The sequence below is a fragment of the Streptomyces sp. NPDC104096 genome (assembly GCF_055584385.1).
This window is the reverse complement of sequence record NZ_JBVJMD010000029.1, coordinates 18,767-35,979: the sequence shown is the minus strand read 5'-3', so window position 1 is coordinate 35,979 and position 17,213 is coordinate 18,767. Positions and strand designations below refer to the sequence as shown.

The window sequence follows — 17,213 nt, the reverse complement described above, 5'->3', positions numbered from 1 at the left end:
GACGACGGGGCGGGTTCGCTCAGCGTCGTTCGGCCTTCGCGCTGCGCGACATCAGCTCCTTGAGCGCGACCACGGGCGGCTTGCCCTCGTGCACGATGCCGACCACGGTCTCGGTGATGGGCATGTCGACTCCGTGCCTGCGGGCCAGATCCAGCACGGACTCGCAGGACTTGACGCCCTCGGCGGTCTGCCGGGTGACCGCGATGGTCTCCTGGAGGGTCATGCCCCGGCCGAGGTTGGTGCCGAAGGTGTGGTTGCGCGACAGCGGCGAGGAGCAGGTCGCCACCAGGTCGCCCAGGCCCGCGAGCCCGGAGAAGGTCAGCGGGTCGGCACCCATGGCCAGACCCAGCCGGGTGGTCTCGGCGAGGCCGCGGGTGATCAGCGAGCCCTTGGCGTTGTCGCCGAGGCCCATGCCGTCCGCGATGCCGACGGCCAGGCCGATCACGTTCTTGACCGCGCCGCCGAGCTCGCAGCCCACGACGTCCGTGTTGGTGTACGGGCGGAAGTAGGGCGTGTGGCAGGCGGTCTGGAGGCGCTGGGCGACGGCCTCGTCGGTGCAGGCGACCACAGCGGCGGCCGGCATCCGGGCGGCGATCTCCCGGGCCAGGTTGGGGCCGGTGACCACGGCGACCCGCTCGCGCTCGACCTTGGCGACGTCCTCGATCACCTCGCTCATCCGCATCGTGGTGCCGAGCTCGACGCCCTTCATGAGGGAGACGAGGACCGTGCGGGGGGCGAGCAGCGGCGCCCACTCGGCGAGGTTGGCGCGCAGGGTCTGCGACGGGATCGACAGGACCGTGTAGTCGGCGCCGGCGGCGGCCTCGGCCGGGTCGGTGGTGGCCCGCAGGTTCGCGGGGAGTTCGATGCCCGGGAAGTAGTCGGGATTGGTCCTGGTGGAGTTGATCGCGTCCACGACCTCCGCGCGGCGCCCCCACAGGGTCACCTCGCAGCCCGCGTCGGCGAGCACGGCGCCGAAGGCGGTACCCCACGAACCGGCGCTGAAGACCGCCGCCTTGACCGGCATGCTCACTTGCTGTGCCCCTCTTCTTCCTGCCTGGCCTGCTCCTGCGTCCGCACCCGGCCGCGGGCCTGGAGCTGCGTCTGCGTCTGCGCCTCGGTGCGGCGACGCTGCTCGATCCGCTCCCGGCGCGGGTCGTACGGCCTCTCGGGCGCCTTCTCGCCGCGGATCTCCTCCAGCAGGCGGGTGATGGCGGCCATGATGACCTCGGTCGCCTCCTTCAGGAGTTCCGGGGTCATCTCCTCGCCGTAGAAGCGGGAGAGGTCCACGGGCGGGCCCGCGAGGACGTGGTGGGTCTTGCGCGGAAGGACGTTGGGCTTCTTCGCGTACGGCGGCAGCAGCTCGTTGGCGCCCCACTGGGCGATCGGGATCACCGGGCACCTGGTCTGGAGGGCGACGCGGGCGGCACCGGTCTTGGCGGTCATGGGCCAGCCGTCCGGGTCGCGGGTGAGGGTGCCCTCGGGGTAGAAGGCGACGCACTCGCCGCGTTCCACGGCGTCGATCGCGGCACGGAAGGCGCTCAGCGCGTCGGTGCTCTCCCGGTAGACGGGGATCTGTCCGGTGCCGCGCATCGCGGCTCCGACGAATCCCTTCCGGAAAAGGCCGCTCTTCGCCAGGAATCGCGGAACCCGACCGGTGTTGTACTGATAATGCGCGTATGCGAAGGGATCGACATGTGAATTGTGGTTCACCGCGGTGATAAATCCACCGTCGGCCGGAATGTGCTCCATTCCGCGCCAGTCCCGCTTGATCAGCGCCGTCAACGGCGGTTTGACGAGCACCGCGGCGAAGCGATACCAGAAGCCGATTCTGCGGCGGGGCACGCGGACACCTTCCTCTAGAGCTTCCTCCCAGGGCTGGGGGCCGCACAAGTGTCACCCCGGGCCGCCGGTCTGTCGAGAACACCGTACGCCCCGCCACCCCGGCGGCCGGATGGACCGGGTGACAATGACGGCGACAAGAGAGGGGCACAACGCCGGTGCAGTGGACCTTGGTCATCCCCCTGAAGTCTTTGGCGCAGGCCAAGAGCAGGCTGTCGGACACCGCCGCCGACGGGCTGCGCCCGAGCCTCGCGCTCGCGTTCGCGCAGGACACCGTGGCGGCCGCGCTGGCCAGCCCGGCCGTCGGCGATGTGGCGGTAGTCACGGACGACGAGCTGGCCGGACGGGAGCTGGCGACGCTGGGGGCCCGCATCGTCTCCGACGAGCCGGGGGGCGGTCTGAACGCCGCCCTGGCGCACGCGGCGGCCGTCGTACGAGCCGCCTCCCCCGCCTGTCCGGTGGCCGCGCTGAATGCCGATCTGCCGGCTCTGCGCCCGTTTGAATTGGCCCGGGTTCTGGACACGGCCGCTGAATTCCCGCGCGCTTTTCTCGCGGACGCGGCGGCGATCGGCACCACGCTGCTGGCCGCGGCCCCGGGCCGGGAATTGCTGCCCGCATTCGGTCCGCGTTCACGGGCCCGGCACCACGAATCCGGCGCGCGCGAACTGCTTCTCGACGCGGTGGACTCCGTACGGCAGGACGTGGACACCGGCGCGGACCTGCGGGCGGCGCTGGCGCTGGGGGTGGGTCCCCGGACGGCCGCCGTCGCCGCGCGACTGCTGATCCCCGGGCAGTAGGCTGCCGTCATGCAGGCGACCGCATACACGTACGACGCCGGGACCCGCAGCGGGCAGGTGCTGCTGGACGACGGCACGCCCGTCCCCTTCGACGCCGCCGCCTTCGACGCGGGCGGGCTGCGGCTGTTGCGCCCGGGGCAGCGGGTACGGGTGGAGACCGAGGGCGAAGGGGAAGCCCGGCGGATCACCCTGGTGACGCTGCACACCTTCTGAACGGGTCCGCGGAGGCCCGTGGAAACGCCGCGGGCCGGACTTCCGTGTGGGAGTCCGGCCCGGCGCGTGAGTGCCCTGCACCTGCCCTACTTGCGGACGGCGGCCTTCTTGGCGGTGGTCTTGCGAGCGGTGGACTTCTTGGCGGGGGCGGCCTTGGTGGCGGCCTTCTTCGCCGGAGCCTTCTTCGCCGTCGCCTTCTTGGCGGTGGCGGTCTTCGCCGCGGTGGTCTTCTTGGCGGCCGCGGGGGTCTGCGCGGCGGTCGTCTTCTTCGCGGCGGTCTTCTTCACGGTGGCCGTCGTCTTCTTGGCGGTCGTCTTGCGCGCCGTGGTCTTCTTCGCGGCGGCGGCCTTCGTGGTGGCCTTCTTCGCGGCGGCCTTCTTGACCGTCGCGGAAGCAGCGCCGGTCAGGCTGCCCTTGGGCGCCTTCTTGACGGCGACCTCGCCGCCGCGGGGCAGCTTCTTCGAGCCGCTCACCAGGTCCTTGAAGCCCTGGCCCGCGCGGAACCGCGGCACGGACGTCTTCTTGACCCGAACCCGCTCTCCGGTCTGGGGGTTGCGTGCGTAGCGGGCCGGACGGTCGACCTTCTCGAACGAACCGAATCCGGTGACCGAAACCCGGTCCCCGCCGACGACCGCGCGGACGATGGCGTCCAGGACCGCATCGACCGCGTCGGCGGCCTGCTGGCGACCGCCCATCTTGTCGGCAATCGCTTCTACGAGCTGCGCCTTGTTCACGTCTTCCCCTTCGGAGACATTGCCAGAACGAAAGTGTTCAAGCCTTTTCGCACGTTAGGCAGATATATACCGCAAATCAAACACGAAACGGGCTAATCACCCTTGTGCCGCAACGAAGTCGGCCGTCCCGGACGCGTTCAGCGTTCCTCTTCGGGGAATCGGCCCTCGTCGAGGTCCTCCATGAACCGCTCCAGACGCCTTGTCGCGTTGGCGAGATCGTGCTTGGCCGCAGCCGTAATGACCAGCAGCTTCCGGGTCAGCGCCATCCGTACGCCCTCCGGGACTTGCAGCGAGCGCACCCTTGCGTGCGCTTCCTTGAGTTGGTCCGCGACGGCCGCATAGAGCTCGAGTTGACCGTCACGTTCCATGCACAGATTGTGCCATCTGGGGCGAGTTGTCGCCTGCGCAGGGGGCAACTGCCGCCGTGAACGGCTTCCCGGACACCGGCGGCGGTTCCGGTCACAACTGGCGGGTACCCCGCCAACCACCTGCGTAACGTGGCAAGTTGAGGGGTCCGACGGGCCGCTTCAGGGCCGTTCGGGTGCAGACATGGCTGTACCCCCAATCGTGGCGATCGGGGGTACAGGCGGGGTGTCGCGGTGGCCGAAACTCGACCTGCCCGGGTCCGCGGGTCGGGCCTCGGGCCCGCGGGTCAGACCTGGAGCGTGCGCGGCTTGTACGAGGGGCGCTTGCTCTCGTACGCGGCGATGTCGGCCTCGTTCTGGAGGGTGATGGAGATGTCGTCCAGCCCGTTCAGCAGCCGCCAGCGGGAGTTCTCGTCCAGCTCGAAGGAGGCGGTGACGCCCTCGGCGCGCACCTCGCGGGCCTCCAGGTCGACCGTGATCTCGGCCTGCGGGTCACGCTCGGTGAGTTCCTGGAGCGCGTCCACGGTCTTCTGCTCCAGCACCACCGTGAGCAGGCCGTTCTTGAGCGAGTTGCCGCGGAAGATGTCGGCGAAGCGGGAGGAGATCACGGCCTTGAAGCCGTAGTTCTGCAACGCCCAGACGGCGTGCTCGCGGGAGGAGCCGGTGCCGAAGTCCGGGCCCGCGACCAGCACGGTGGCGCCCTGGCGCTCGGGCTGGTTGAGGACGAAGGAGGCGTCCTTGCGCCAGGCCTCGAACAGCCCGTCCTCGAAGCCGTCCCGGGTCACCTTCTTGAGCCAGTGAGCAGGGATGATCTGGTCGGTGTCGACGTTGCTGCGGCGCAGCGGGACGGCCCGGCCGGTGTGCGTGGTGAATGCTTCCATGGCTCTCAGACTCCAGCGGGCGTACGGGTGTCGGCGTCGGACAGGTCGGCGGGGGACGCCAGGTGGCCCAGGACCGCCGTCGCGGCCGCGACCTGCGGCGACACCAGGTGCGTACGACCGCCCTTGCCCTGCCGGCCCTCGAAGTTGCGGTTGGAGGTGGACGCGGAGCGCTCACCGGGGGCCAGCTGGTCGGGGTTCATGCCCAGGCACATCGAGCAGCCCGCGTGCCGCCATTCGGCGCCGGCCTCCTTGAAGACGACGTCCAGACCCTCGGCGACGGCCTGGAGGCCGACCCGCGCGGAGCCGGGGACGATCAGCATCCGTACGCCGTCGGCGACTTTGCGGCCCTCGACGATCGCGGCGGCGGCCCGCAGGTCCTCGATGCGGCCGTTGGTGCAGGAGCCTACGAAGACGGTGTCCACCTTGATGGAGCGCAGCGCCTGCCCCGCCTCCAACCCCATGTATTCCAGGGCCTTTTCGGCGGCCAGACGCTCCGAGGCGTCTTCGTACGAAGCCGGGTCGGGGACGTCGGCGGAAAGCGGCGCGCCCTGACCGGGGTTGGTGCCCCAGGTGACGAACGGCGAGAGCGAGGCGGCGTCGATGTGGACCTCGGCGTCGAAGACTGCGTCCTCGTCCGTCTTCAGGGTCTTCCAGTACGCGACCGCCGCGTCCCAGTCCTCGCCCTCGGGGGCGTGGGCACGGCCCTTGAGGTAGGCGAACGTGGTCTCGTCGGGGGCGATCATGCCCGCGCGGGCGCCGGCCTCGATCGACATGTTGCAGATGGTCATCCGGGCCTCCATCGAGAGCTTCTCGATGGCGGAGCCGCGGTACTCCAGGATGTAGCCCTGGCCGCCGCCGGTACCGATCTTGGCGATGATCGCCAGGATGAGGTCCTTGGCGGTGACGCCGTCGGGCAGCTCGCCGTCGACGGTGATGGCCATGGTCTTCGGGCGGGCCAGCGGCAGCGTCTGGGTGGCCAGCACGTGCTCCACCTGGGAGGTGCCGATGCCGAACGCCAGGCCGCCGAAGGCGCCGTGCGTGGAGGTGTGGGAGTCGCCGCAGACCACCGTCATGCCGGGCTGGGTCAGACCCAGCTGCGGGCCGACGACGTGCACCACGCCCTGCTCGACGTCGCCCAGCGGGTGCAGTCGCACGCCGAACTCGGCGCAGTTCTTGCGCAGGGTCTCCAGCTGCGCGCGCGAGACCGGGTCGGCGATGGGCTTGTCGATGTCGAGGGTCGGGGTGTTGTGATCCTCGGTGGCGATGGTGAGATCGAGGCGCCGCACCGGCCGACCCGCCTGACGGAGGCCGTCGAAGGCCTGCGGGCTGGTCACCTCGTGCAGCAGGTGCAGATCGATGAAGAGGAGGTCGGGCTCGCCCTCGGCGCGCCGGACGACGTGGTCGTCCCAGACCTTCTCCGCGAGTGTCCTACCCATCGCTTTCCCTCCGGCCGGTCAAGCGTGCTCCGGCCCAACTAGAGATCTTGAGGTGGCGGTGCCCGCGCCCCTGTGTCCGGGCGTCCGCCGCCGGGCCCGTTGATGTGCGGGCCGCTGTGACTTCCAGAGTGGCGCGTTCCATCGAAAAATGAACTTGCGTTTCACAGAGTGAGACGCGAGTATCGTTTCATGGACAACAGTAGCGGCGTCGGCGTTCTGGACAAGGCAGCCCTTGTCCTGAGCGCCCTGGAGTCCGGTCCGGCCACCCTCGCGGGTTTGGTGGCGGCCACCGGACTGGCACGACCCACGGCCCATCGACTGGCCGTGGCCCTGGAACACCACCGCATGGTGGCACGCGACATGCAAGGCCGGTTCATCCTCGGACCGCGGCTTGCCGAGCTGGCCGCGGCCGCCGGCGAGGACCGCCTCCTCGCGACCGCCGGCCCGGTGCTCACCCACCTGCGCGACATCACGGGCGAGAGCGCGCAGCTCTACCGCCGGCAGGGCGACATGCGCATCTGCGTCGCCGCCGCGGAACGCCTGTCCGGCCTGCGGGACACGGTCCCGGTCGGTTCCACCCTCACCATGAAGGCCGGTTCCTCGGCGCAGATCCTCATGGCCTGGGAGGAACCGGAGCGGCTGCACCGCGGCCTCCAGGGCGCCCGCTTCACGGCCACGGCGCTCTCCGGCGTCCGCCGCCGGGGCTGGGCCCAGTCCATCGGCGAGCGCGAGCCGGGCGTCGCGTCCGTCTCCGCGCCCGTGCGCGGCCCGTCCAACCGCGTGGTGGCCGCCGTGTCCGTGTCCGGTCCCATCGAGCGGCTGTCGCGTCATCCGGGGCGGATGCACGCCCAGGCGGTCATCGACGCGGCGGGCCGGCTCTCCGAGGCCCTGCGCCGCACCGGCTGACCGACCCGTCGCCCGTCCGCGGGAAAAGGGCCGGCCTCAACGCCGCGGCAGGCCCTTCGCCCGCGCCATCCGCACCACCCGTACTACCCGCACTACCCGTACTACCGACAGATTCGGCACCACCTGTGCCGCCCGGGCTGCCGGCACCACCCGGGCCGGCAGCCTCAGGCGCCCTCGGACGCCTGCGCCCTCGCCCCGGCTTCCGCAGCCGTCGTCGCCACGGCGACCTCCGACGCGGACGTCGACCGGTGGGCGAAGCGGTCCTTCGCCCGGCGCCCCCGCCTCTCCAGCGGCAGCTGCCCGTGCGCGGCCGCGAGTCCGAAGGCCGGCATGTCCGCGTAGATCGACTCGTAGGACCCCTCGGGCACGACATAGGTCTCGTGCCACAGCCCCACGTGCTGTCGCACCTTGCCCGCCTTCTCCTTGCGATTGACGATCGCCCACGCCCGGTGGTGGAACATGTCGGGCGACGAGGCGTACGCGTAGAGCTTCTCCTTGGACTCCCAGTACTGGACCACGTAGTACGTCCGCGGGGAGGCCGTCATCAGCACGTGCCCCAGGAGCCCGCGCCCCGGGTCCTTCTGCAACTCGCGCAGCATCCTCGGCATGGCCAGGAGCACCGGGACCCAGTGGTGCACGGCCCAGAAGCGGTTGATCCGCATGCCGATCAGCAGGACGACCACGTCGCCCTCCGCGCCGGCGGTCGTACGGCCCGCGGTGACGGGTTTGCCGAACATGACGCCTCCCCCTCGTGCCCGTCGGTGAGCGGCACTATCCGAGTGCCCGTGTTTGGATAGTGCCGGTATCCGAGAAGGGGCGCAAGAGATGCGGCTGGCCGAACTGAGCGAGCGCAGCGGTGTGTCCACCGCGACGATCAAGTACTACCTGCGCGAAGGCCTGTTGGCGCCGGGCCGCCAGGTCAACACGACCACGGCCGAGTACGACGAGGACCATCTGCGCCGACTGCGGCTGGTGCGGGCGTTGATCCAGGTGGGCCGGGTGCCGGTGGCGACCGCGCGGGAGGTCCTCGCACATGTGGACGACGAGTCCCTGGGGCGCACGATCCGGCTGGGCGCGGCACTCTGGGCGCTGCCCCAGGTGCCCGAACCGGACGGCGGCGACGAGGAGGTGCGCGCGGCCCACCAGGAGGTGGACCAGGTGATGGAGCGGCTCGGCTGGTCCAACGCCCGGGCCCTCAGCAGCATCTCCCCCGCGCACCGTTCGCTGGTGGCGGCCGTGGCCGCGCTGCGCCGGCTGGGGTACGCCTGGGACGCCGAACTGATGCTGCCGTACGCCCGGTTGATGCACCGGGCGGCGGTGCACGACCTGGACTTCGTGGAGACCCGGTCCTCGGAGGCGGAGAAGGTGGAGACGGCGGTCGCGGCCGCGATCCTCTTCGAGCCCGCCCTGCGGGCCCTGCACCGGCTGGCCCAGGAGGAGGAGTCGGCGCGGCGGTACGGCTTCGAGTAGGGCGGGTCCCGCACAGGCCTGGCCCACACAGGGCCGGGTTCTCCGGGCCGGACCCGGAAACGCCGATGGGCCCCCACCGAAGTGGGGGCCCATCGGGCTCGTACCCCCGACCGGATTCGAACCGGCGCTACCGCCTTGAGAGGGCGGCGTGCTAGGCCGCTACACAACGGGGGCGAGGATCTAACGTTTCCGCAGATCCGAGCTGGTCTACCTGGACTCGAACCAAGACTAACTGAACCAGAATCAGTCGTGCTGCCAATTACACCATAGACCAATGTGGTTTAGACCAACTGCGTACCCCCGACCGGATTCGAACCGGCGCTACCGCCTTGAGAGGGCGGCGTGCTAGGCCGCTACACAACGGGGGCCCTAGCGATCCTGCGTCGAGGTCAGCGGGAGCTACCCGAACTGTCCTCGCGGGAAGGATCTGTACCCCCGACCGGATTCGAACCGGCGCTACTGCCTTGAGAGGGCAGCGTGCTAGGCCGCTACACAACGGGGGCTTTGCAGATGAGCTCTGCGAGCTGGCCTACCTGGACTCGAACCAAGACTAACTGAACCAGAATCAGTCGTGCTGCCAATTACACCATAGGCCACTGGAACGCAATCCCCTGAAGGGATCTTGCTCTAGTTCGCTCCCCCGGGTTTCCGGGCCTTTCGGCCCGCTCTCCGGCGGCGCAGGAAGAACATTACCTGAAGGTGGACGGGGCTCCAAAACGGGTATCCGCGCCGAGGATCGCGGGAAGTTCGGCGAGGGAGGTGATCCGATGCGGTCCGGCCTGCCCGTCGCCGCCGGTACGCGCGCCGTCACGGTCGATCCACACCGACAGCAGCCCGGCCTCGGCCGCGCCCCGTCCGTCGATCTCCGGGTGGTCGCCGACGTACGCGACCTGCCGCGGGGCGAGTTCCAGCGCCTCGCAGGCCGCGTGGAAGGCGCCCGCGTCCGGCTTGGAGATCCCCAGCTCCGCCGCGCACAGGACGGTCTCGAAGCGGTCGCGGACGCCGAGCACCCGCAGCTTGCGGTCCTGCACGGTGAGGCTGGAGTTGGAGAGCACCGCGTGCCGGTAGTCGGCACCGAGGATGTCCAGGACCGGCAGGACGTCCGGGAAGAGGGCCCAGGCGGTCTCGTAGTGCACGATGTACCGCTCGAACCAGCCGTCGGCCTCGGCGTCGCTGAGCGCCGCCTCCAGGAAGACGCGGACCCGGTCCCTGCGCTGTCCCTGGAAGGTGGTCTCCCCCGCCGAGAAGCGGGCCCACTGGAGGTCGGTGACCTCCCGCCACCGGGTCAGGGCGAGCTCCGGGGTGCCGAAGCCGGCGAGCAGGCCCTCGGCGGCCAGGTGCGCTCTCATGCCCTCCCGGTCCGCGGTCGTGTAATCGAAGAGGGTGTCGTCCACGTCCCAGACCACTGCTACGACCGGCATGGCAGCGACAGTACCGTCACGTCGCCCCCCGCGGGGGCGGACCGACGGGACGGCGAAGGGGGCGGCCCCCGGAAACCCGGGGACCGCCCCCTTCACGCGTGCGTGGATCACGCCTCGGGCCGCGCGTGGATCACGCCCGACGCCGTGCGCGGGTCACGCGGAGAGCCGCGCCAGCGCCGCGTCGATACGGGCCAGCGTCTTCTCCTGGCCCAGGATCTCCAGCGACTCGAAGAGCGGCAGGCCGACCGTGCGGCCGGTGACGGCCACCCGGACCGGGGCCTGCGCCTTGCCGAGCTTGAGGCCGTGGGCCTCGCCGGCGGCCAGGACGGCCTCCTTCAGGGACTCGGCGGACGTCCAGTCGGCGGCGACGAGCTTCTCCCGGGCGGTGCGCAGCAACGCGTCCGAGCCCTCCTTCATCGCCTTGGTCCAGCTCGCCTCGTCGAAGACCGGCTCCGGCAGGAACAGGAAGTCGACGTTGTCGGTGATCTCGGAGAGGACCTTCAGCCGGGTCTGGGCGTGCGGGGCGATGGCCTCCCACTTGGCCGCGTCGAAGTCCTCCGGCGCCCAGGGGGCGACCGGGGCCTTCAGCCAGGGGGCGCAGCGCTCGGTGAAGTCCTTCACGTCCAGCAGCCGGATGTGGTCGGCGTTGATCGCCTCGCACTTCTTGAGGTCGAAGCGCGCCGGGTTGGGGTTGACGTCCGCGACGTCGAAGGCCGCGACCATCTCGTCCATGCCGAAGACGTCCTGGTCGGCCGAGAGCGACCAGCCCAGCAGGGAGAGGTAGTTGAGCAGGCCCTCCGGCAGGAAGCCACGCTCCCGGTACAGGTTGAGGGACGACTCCGGGTCGCGCTTGGAGAGCTTCTTGTTGCCCTCGCCCATCACGTACGGCAGGTGGCCGAAGGACGGGATCTCCTTGGCGACGCCCAGCTCGATCAGCGCCTTGTACAGGGCGACCTGGCGGGGGGTGGAGGAGAGCAGGTCCTCGCCGCGCAGGACGTGGGTGATCTCCATCAGGGCGTCGTCGACCGGGTTGACGAGCGTGTAGAGGGGAGCGCCGTTGGCCCGGACGATGCCGTAGTCCGGCACGTTCTCCGGGGTGAACGTGAGCTCGCCGCGGACCAGGTCCGTGAAGGTGATCGTCTCGTCCGGCATCCGGAAGCGGACGATCGGGGCGCGGCCCTGGGCCTTGTACTCCTCGATCTGCGCGGCGGAGAGGTCGCGGCAGTGGCCGTCGTAGCCGGACGGCTTGCCGGCGGCGCGGGCGGCCTCGCGGCGGCTGTCCAGCTCCTCCTGGGAGCAGTAGCAGTGATAGGCGTGGCCGGCGGCGAGCAGCCTGTCGGCGACGTCCTTGTAGAGGTCCATGCGCTGCGACTGCCGGTAGGGCGCGTGCGGGCCGCCGACCTCGGGACCCTCGTCCCAGTCGAAGCCCAGCCAGCGCATCGAGTCCAGCAGCTGGGTGTAGGACTCCTCGGAGTCGCGGGCCGCGTCGGTGTCCTCGATACGGAAGACCAGGGTTCCCTGGTGGTGCCGTGCGAACGCCCAGTTGAACAGGGCGGTGCGGACCAGGCCCACATGGGGGTTACCGGTGGGCGACGGGCAGAAACGTACACGGACAGGTGCGCTAGCCACGCTTGACAACCTTGTTGGTGAGAGTGCCGATGCCTTCGATGGTGACGGCGACCTCGTCGCCGACGACCAGGGGGCCGACCCCTGCCGGGGTGCCCGTGAGGATCACGTCGCCGGGGAGCAGCGTCATGGCCTCGGTGATGTTGACAATCAGATCCTCGATCGAGTGGATCATCTCGCTGGTGCGGCCGAGCTGGCGCTGCCGGCCGTTGACCGTCAGCTGGACGCCCAGGTCGGACGCGGTGGCGAGGTCCAGGCCGGTCTCCACCCAGGGCCCGAGCGGGCAGGAGGTGTCGAAGCCCTTGGCCCGCGCCCACTGCTTCTCGCGCTTCTGGACGTCACGGGCGGTGACGTCGTTGGCGCAGGTGTAGCCGAAGATCACGTCCTTGACGCGGTCGCGCGGGACCTCGCGGCACATCCGGCCGATCACCACGGCCAGCTCGGCCTCGTGGTGCACCTCCTGGGAGAAGGCCGGGTACTGGATCGCGTCGTCGGGGCCGATCACCGAGGTGGAGGGCTTGAAGAAGGCGAACGGCGCGTCCGGGACCTCGTTGCCCAGCTCCTTCGCGTGCTCCGCGTAGTTGCGGCCGAAGGCCACCACCTTGTTGGGGAGCACCGGCGGCAGGAGCCTGACCTTGCTCAGCGGCACCTTCGTACCGGAGAGCTCGAAGTCCGTGAACGGGATGCCCTTGATGATGTCCAGGACGAGCTCGTCCTGCTTGTCGCCCTCGACCGCGCCGAAGGCGACGTTCCCGTCGATGGAGAACCTGGCGATGCGCACGGGATGCTTGGCCCCTTGACTGAGCTGGCTGGAGTCTGACGCTCCAGGCTAACGCGGCAGGGGGCTCGCGCCTCGCGCATTACGGCCCGCACGCCGCGCGCGGATGCAAGGGGAACGGAGAAGGGCGCCCACCGAGTCGGTGGGCGCCCTTCGGGTCCGTACGGGGCCGGTCCGGGTGGACGGCGGCCGGCGTGCGTGACTACTCCGCGACGGCGGCGGCCGCGACCGGGGCGTCCATGAGGATCGTGCGCCTGGGGTTGGCCGTCTGCGTGGGGAGAGAGACGGAGTGCTCCGGCTGGTCCGGCGTGTGCAGCGCGTCGGCGCCGTCCAGGTGCGCCAGCGTCGTACGCCGCGGGTTGGCTATGGTGCGGAACATCGTCGTCGTCTTCACGTTTTGTACGAGACCTTGTCGTTTCGGGCGCCGGGAGGGCCTCGAGCTGCCCCCCGCACGGGCGCGGGTTGTCAGAACGCTGCCCTTTGTAAAACGTCAGGCTAAACATCCGGAATCCCGCAGAAGACGTGAAGACCCCATGATCTCCATGTGAGTTTGCTCACCAACCAACGATCAAACCGGTCAATTCGGGCCCGCGCCCCACTCGGCCGAAACGGACATTAGCCGCCTGAAGCCACCATTCCGCTCCCGATCATGGCGACTGGGACACCTGTTCCTCCCCATTGATTCACCACGGTTTGCCCGACATAAGGCGGAACTCATTGAACAACGGGTGACGGCCCGTGCGCGTGGTGTCACGGAGGTCACAGGTCGGCCTACGGGCCTTGTTGGCGCTCTTGCACTGTGCTGGAATTCCTCGGACCGCCGCAGGTATCGAGCTGGCACACAGGGGGGCGCTATCACGCGCCGGGTGGCGGCTACGAAGGGGGAGCCAGCGCCGGTCGCTCACGACCACCACGGGGGCGTATTTCAGGGCGCCCCTATGACGCCGACACCGTGTCCTTCCGTTCGCGCGGAGGGGCGCCTGGTCCAGAGGTTGCGACAGTAGTGCAGGGACGATTCAAGAGGGATGGCAGTGCTTCGGCGGAGCCGGAGCCGCACGGCGGGACCGACCGCGGTTCCTCGCCCCAGCACGCCCAGAACCAGGGCTCGGCCGGCGACGGCGGTGAGCGCCCCGGGCGCCCCGGCGCGTCCGGATCGGCGGGCCCGGCTCCTGTGGTGACGGCGCCGAAGGGCGTCCCGGGCCCCGGCTCGCGTATTGCGCTGCGCAACTGGCGCATCTCCACGCGTCTGGTGTCGCTGCTGGCGCTGCCGGTGGTCGCGGCCACCACGCTGGGCGCCACGCGTATCAGCCAGTCCATGGACGACATCCAGCAGCTCGACAACATGAAGCTGCTGACGGAGATGACCAAGCAGGCCACCGAGCTGGCGACAGCGCTCCAGGAGGAGCGCGACCAGTCGGCCGGTCCGCTGGCGCACCAGGCGGGCGCGACCGACTTCACCGTCAAGGGCTACCGGGACAAGACCGACCGGGCCCTGACGAACTTCCTCGACGCCGGCGACAAGATCGACGCCGCGAGCAAGCAGGGCAACCTCCAGGGTGTCCGCGACAGCCTCGTCGGTCTCCAGCGAGACCTGAACAGCCTCAGCAAGATCCGCTCGACGGCGTACGAGTCCGAGGGCAACTCGATGCAGACCGTCGAGGCCTACCACCGGGTCATCCAGCACCTGCTCGACCTCTCGCAGGACATGGCCGAGGCGACCAGCAACCCCGACATGATCCAGCGCACCCGCGCCCTGTCGGCCTTCTCCGCCGCCAAGGAGTACGCCTCCGAGCAGCGCGCGATCCTCGCCGCCGCGCTCCCGGCGAGCAACCTCGAATTCGGTGACCTCTCCAACAACGACCGCCTGTACGGTGTCGCGGCCCTGGACAGCCAGGAATCGGAGCTCAACAGCTTCCGGTCCATCTACGGCGACTCGGGCGCCGAGGAACTCCTCAAGCCGATCGAGCAGGGCAACGCCACGATCGACGCGACCAACACCTTCGGCGAGCGCGCGCTCAGCAAGCAGAACGGTCTGAAGTCGCTGGACAAGCGGTCCTACAAGGACTGGCTGGACGACAGCTCGAGCAAGCTCAAGGGCATGCAGCTGATCGAGCACTCGCTGCTCGAGGACATGGAGCAGCAGGCCCGCGAGCTGCGCAGCGCCTCCGAGCGCGAAGCGATCATCTCCGGTGCGCTGATCCTGCTCGTGCTCGGCGTGTCGCTGGTCGGCGCCTTCGTCGTGGCCCGGTCCATGATCCGCTCGCTGCGCCGCCTCCAGGAGACCGCCACCAAGGTCGCCCAGGACCGTCTGCCCGAGCTGGTCAAGCAGCTGTCCGAGTCCGACCCGCAGGACGTCGACACGTCCGTGGAGTCGGTCGGTGTGCACTCCCGGGACGAGATCGGCCAGGTGGCCGCGGCCTTCGACGACGTGCACCGCGAGGCGGTCCGACTGGCCGCCGAGCAGGCCCTGCTGCGGGGCAACGTCAACGCGATGTTCACCAACCTCTCGCGCCGTTCCCAGGGTCTTATCCAGCGTCAGCTGTCGCTGATCTCCGAACTGGAGTCCCGCGAGGCCGACCCGGACCAGCTGTCCTCGCTGTTCAAGCTCGACCACCTCGCGACGCGTATGCGCCGTAACGGTGAGAACCTTCTCGTTCTCGCGGGTGAAGAGCCCGGCCGACGCTGGACCCGCCCGGTCCCGCTGGTCGACGTGCTCCGCGCCGCCGCGTCCGAGGTGGAGCAGTACGAGCGCATCGAGCTGGCCTCGGTGCCGAGCACCGAAGTGGCCGGCCGCGTCGTCAACGACCTCGTGCACCTCCTCGCGGAGCTGCTGGAGAACGCCACCTCGTTCTCCTCCCCGCAGACCAAGGTCAAGGTCACCGGTCACGCGCTGCCCGACGGCCGCGTGCTGATCGAGATCCACGACACCGGCATCGGCCTCTCCCCCGAGGACCTCGCCGCGATCAACGAGCGGCTCGCCGCGCCGCCCACCGTGGACGTCTCGGTGTCCCGCCGAATGGGTCTGTTCGTGGTCGGTCGTCTGTCGCAGCGGCACGGCATCCGCATCCAGCTGCGCCCGTCCGACTCCGGCGGTACGACCGCGCTGGTCATGCTGCCCGTCGATGTCGCCCAGGGCGGCAAGAAGCCCCAGCCCAAGCCCGGTCAGGGGGCCGTCAACAGCGGTCCGGCCGCGGCGCAGGCAGCGGCCGGCATGGCCGCCGCCCGACGCCAGGGCGGTGCCCTCGGCGCGGGTGCTCCGGGCGGTGCGCCCGGTGGCGCCCTCGGTGGCGGCCCCTCGGGCGGCAACGCCGGCCGTATCGCCGCCGGACAGGGCCCGCGGGCCGCGCTTCCCGGCGCGGGTGCGAACGGCCGGCCCGGCGCGGCACGCGGACCGCAGGGTCAGGGCGGCCCCCAGCAGGGTCGGCAGGCTCCGGCCGCCGCGGGCGGCAGCCTCTTCGGCCAGGCGCCGAACGCCCAGCAGGGCATGCAGTCCGGTGGCGCGGGCGCGCCGCAGGGCTTCGGTGACGACAAGGGCCGGGACGCCTTCGGCGGCAACAACCGCGGGGCCGTTCCGTCGCAGCGTGCCAACGCCGACGCCGAGCCGCAGGGCCGTCGTTCGCGCCGGCCGCAGCTGCCGGGTCGCGGTGGAGCGCGCGCCGAACTGCCGGGCGGCGACGCCCAGCAGCGCACGCCCAGCTGGAGCGACGAGAACGCGCAGCCGCCGGTGCCGCGCACCCAGCAGGACGCTCCGCGCGGCCACGAGGAGCCGGACGTCTCCCAGACGGCGCAGATGCCTCGCATCGACGACCGCCAGGGTCCGGGCAGCACCTCCGAGTTCGCCCGGCCGGACTTCAACGCGCCGCGCCCCGGAGCTCACAACGGCCAGCACAACACGGGTCAGTTCGCCCGTCCGGGTACCGCCAACGGCCAGCACAACACGGGCCAGTTCGCCCGTCCGGACGTCTTCGCCCCGGGTGCCGGACAGAACCACTCGTCGGGCACCGGTCAGTTCGCCGCCCCTCAGGCGTACGACAACAGCTCCACGGGTCAGTTCGCCGCCCCGCAGGCCTACGACAACGGCTCCACCGGGCAGCACGCGCTGCCGGGCCGCTCGGCGCAGGCGCCCATGCAGAACAACACCGGCCAGTACGAGCGTCCGCAGACCGCGGGCCCGGACTACGGTGCGCAGCAGCAGCGTCCGTCCGCGCCGCAGCGGCCCGCCCAGCCGGAGGCCCTGCCGCCGGCCAGCGGCCCCGGCGACGGCCGTACCCCGCTGTTCGACACGCTGGAGACCAACTGGTTCCACGGTCAGCAGGGCCAGCAGCAGGGACACCCGGGTCAGCAGGGCCACCCGGGTCAGCCGCAGCACAACGGCTCGGCCCAGGTCCCGGCTCAGCCGCAGCAGCCCCCGGCTGCGCCGCAGGCACCCGCTCAGCAGCGTCCGGCGGCAGCCGCCTGGCGCTCCTCACCGAACGACGACATCGTCCGTCAGGCCGAACGGGTGCGTCAGCCCGCGGCCGGCGGCGTCACCACCTCCGGACTGCCGCGCCGGGTGCCCAAGGCGAACCTCGTCCCGGGCACAGCTCAGCAGCAACAGCACCACACCGGTCCGCAGGTCTCGCGTGCGCCTGACGACGTACGCGGCCGGCTGACCAATCTCCGTCGGGGTATCGCGCAGGGTCGCCAGGCCGGTAGCGGCCAGACCGGCAGCTTCCCGAACCCCACTCACCAGCAGGAGCGTTAGTTG

At 70.6% G+C, this 17,213-nt stretch carries 16 protein-coding genes and 5 tRNA genes; 5 read left to right on the top strand and 16 right to left on the bottom strand.

The window, feature by feature from the left end; translation table 11 throughout:
* Nucleotides 1–19: 19 nt before the first annotated feature.
* Both ACZ60B_RS26375 and ACZ60B_RS26370 read right to left on the bottom strand, forming a co-directional pair.
* Nucleotides 20–1,030: an NAD(P)H-dependent glycerol-3-phosphate dehydrogenase gene (locus ACZ60B_RS26375; protein WP_469391012.1), complete on the bottom strand. Its 1,011-nt coding sequence runs from the start codon at nucleotides 1,028–1,030 to the stop codon at nucleotides 20–22.
* Nucleotides 1,027–1,842: a lysophospholipid acyltransferase family protein gene (locus ACZ60B_RS26370; protein ID WP_469391010.1), complete on the bottom strand. Its 816-nt coding sequence runs from the start codon at nucleotides 1,840–1,842 to the stop codon at nucleotides 1,027–1,029. The genes ACZ60B_RS26375 and ACZ60B_RS26370 overlap by 4 nt, the downstream gene beginning before the upstream one ends.
* 155 nt (nucleotides 1,843–1,997) lie before the next feature.
* Between ACZ60B_RS26370 and cofC the strand changes: the two genes are divergently transcribed.
* Nucleotides 1,998–2,636, top strand: a complete 639-nt coding sequence (gene cofC, locus ACZ60B_RS26365) for a 2-phospho-L-lactate guanylyltransferase (protein WP_469391008.1) — start codon at nucleotides 1,998–2,000, stop codon at nucleotides 2,634–2,636.
* Between the two features lie 9 nt (nucleotides 2,637–2,645).
* Complete coding sequence (locus ACZ60B_RS26360) at nucleotides 2,646–2,849, top strand: hypothetical protein (protein WP_152888417.1); 204 nt, start codon at nucleotides 2,646–2,648, stop codon at nucleotides 2,847–2,849.
* Nucleotides 2,850–2,935: 86 nt separating this feature from the next.
* Here the strand turns inward: ACZ60B_RS26360 and ACZ60B_RS26355 are convergent, their stop codons facing one another.
* From ACZ60B_RS26355 to leuC, 4 genes are all read right to left on the bottom strand, one after another.
* Nucleotides 2,936–3,583: an HU family DNA-binding protein gene (locus ACZ60B_RS26355; RefSeq protein WP_469391006.1), complete on the bottom strand. Its 648-nt coding sequence runs from the start codon at nucleotides 3,581–3,583 to the stop codon at nucleotides 2,936–2,938.
* 137 nt (nucleotides 3,584–3,720) lie between these two features.
* Entirely contained in the window at nucleotides 3,721–3,951 is a 231-nt protein-coding gene (locus tag ACZ60B_RS26350; protein WP_351606908.1) for an SCO5555 family protein, read from the bottom strand.
* A 284-nt stretch (nucleotides 3,952–4,235) separates the two neighbouring features.
* The gene (leuD, locus tag ACZ60B_RS26345) at nucleotides 4,236–4,829 is read right to left on the bottom strand and encodes a 3-isopropylmalate dehydratase small subunit (RefSeq protein WP_450661855.1); all 594 of its coding nucleotides are present in this window, start codon (nucleotides 4,827–4,829) and stop codon (nucleotides 4,236–4,238) included.
* 5 nt (nucleotides 4,830–4,834) lie between these two features.
* Nucleotides 4,835–6,265, bottom strand: coding sequence for a 3-isopropylmalate dehydratase large subunit (gene leuC / locus ACZ60B_RS26340; RefSeq protein ID WP_469391003.1), 1,431 nt, complete (start codon nucleotides 6,263–6,265; stop codon nucleotides 4,835–4,837).
* 189 nt (nucleotides 6,266–6,454) lie between these two features.
* On the opposite strand from leuC, the gene ndgR reads away from it, so the two are divergent.
* Nucleotides 6,455–7,171 carry an IclR family transcriptional regulator NdgR gene (ndgR, locus tag ACZ60B_RS26335; protein WP_081219617.1) on the top strand — a complete coding sequence of 239 codons (717 nt, stop codon included), beginning with the start codon at nucleotides 6,455–6,457 and terminating at the stop codon, nucleotides 7,169–7,171.
* Nucleotides 7,172–7,335: 164 nt separating this feature from the next.
* On the opposite strand, the gene ACZ60B_RS26330 is transcribed toward ndgR, so the two are convergent.
* Nucleotides 7,336–7,908, bottom strand: a complete 573-nt coding sequence (locus ACZ60B_RS26330) for a DUF4188 domain-containing protein (protein WP_469391001.1) — start codon at nucleotides 7,906–7,908, stop codon at nucleotides 7,336–7,338.
* Nucleotides 7,909–7,996: 88 nt separating this feature from the next.
* Here ACZ60B_RS26330 and ACZ60B_RS26325 point away from each other — a divergent pair, with 88 nt between their 5' ends.
* Nucleotides 7,997–8,641: a MerR family transcriptional regulator gene (locus tag ACZ60B_RS26325; RefSeq protein WP_469390999.1), complete on the top strand. Its 645-nt coding sequence runs from the start codon at nucleotides 7,997–7,999 to the stop codon at nucleotides 8,639–8,641.
* Between the two features lie 101 nt (nucleotides 8,642–8,742).
* Here ACZ60B_RS26325 and ACZ60B_RS26320 read toward each other — a convergent pair.
* The 9 genes from ACZ60B_RS26320 to ACZ60B_RS26280 all read right to left on the bottom strand — a co-directional run bounded on the left by ACZ60B_RS26320 (nucleotide 8,743) and on the right by ACZ60B_RS26280 (nucleotide 12,860).
* Nucleotides 8,743–8,815, bottom strand: a tRNA-Glu gene (locus tag ACZ60B_RS26320).
* A gap of 28 nt (nucleotides 8,816–8,843) precedes the next feature.
* Nucleotides 8,844–8,915 (bottom strand) — tRNA-Gln (locus tag ACZ60B_RS26315).
* A 21-nt stretch (nucleotides 8,916–8,936) separates the two neighbouring features.
* Nucleotides 8,937–9,009, bottom strand: a tRNA-Glu gene (locus ACZ60B_RS26310).
* A 62-nt stretch (nucleotides 9,010–9,071) separates the two neighbouring features.
* Nucleotides 9,072–9,144: transfer RNA gene (locus ACZ60B_RS26305), tRNA-Glu, on the bottom strand.
* 21 nt (nucleotides 9,145–9,165) lie between these two features.
* A tRNA-Gln gene (locus ACZ60B_RS26300) sits at nucleotides 9,166–9,237 on the bottom strand.
* A 93-nt stretch (nucleotides 9,238–9,330) separates the two neighbouring features.
* Nucleotides 9,331–10,062 (bottom strand): HAD family hydrolase, encoded by a 732-nt coding sequence (locus tag ACZ60B_RS26295; RefSeq protein WP_469390997.1) that lies wholly within the window; start codon nucleotides 10,060–10,062, stop codon nucleotides 9,331–9,333.
* 153 nt (nucleotides 10,063–10,215) lie between these two features.
* A complete protein-coding gene (gltX, locus tag ACZ60B_RS26290) occupies nucleotides 10,216–11,700 on the bottom strand; it encodes a glutamate--tRNA ligase (protein WP_469390994.1) in 1,485 nt (494 codons plus the stop codon).
* On the bottom strand, nucleotides 11,684–12,469 hold the full coding sequence (locus ACZ60B_RS26285; protein ID WP_469390990.1) for a fumarylacetoacetate hydrolase family protein: 786 nt from the start codon (nucleotides 12,467–12,469) through the stop codon (nucleotides 11,684–11,686). The genes gltX and ACZ60B_RS26285 overlap by 17 nt, the downstream gene beginning before the upstream one ends.
* A 199-nt stretch (nucleotides 12,470–12,668) precedes the next feature.
* Nucleotides 12,669–12,860, bottom strand: a complete 192-nt coding sequence (locus ACZ60B_RS26280; protein ID WP_469390988.1) for a hypothetical protein — start codon at nucleotides 12,858–12,860, stop codon at nucleotides 12,669–12,671.
* Between the two features lie 609 nt (nucleotides 12,861–13,469).
* Here ACZ60B_RS26280 and ACZ60B_RS26275 point away from each other — a divergent pair.
* Entirely contained in the window at nucleotides 13,470–17,210 is a 3,741-nt protein-coding gene (locus tag ACZ60B_RS26275) for a sensor histidine kinase (protein WP_469390986.1), read from the top strand.
* The last annotated feature ends 3 nt before the right edge of the window (nucleotides 17,211–17,213 follow it).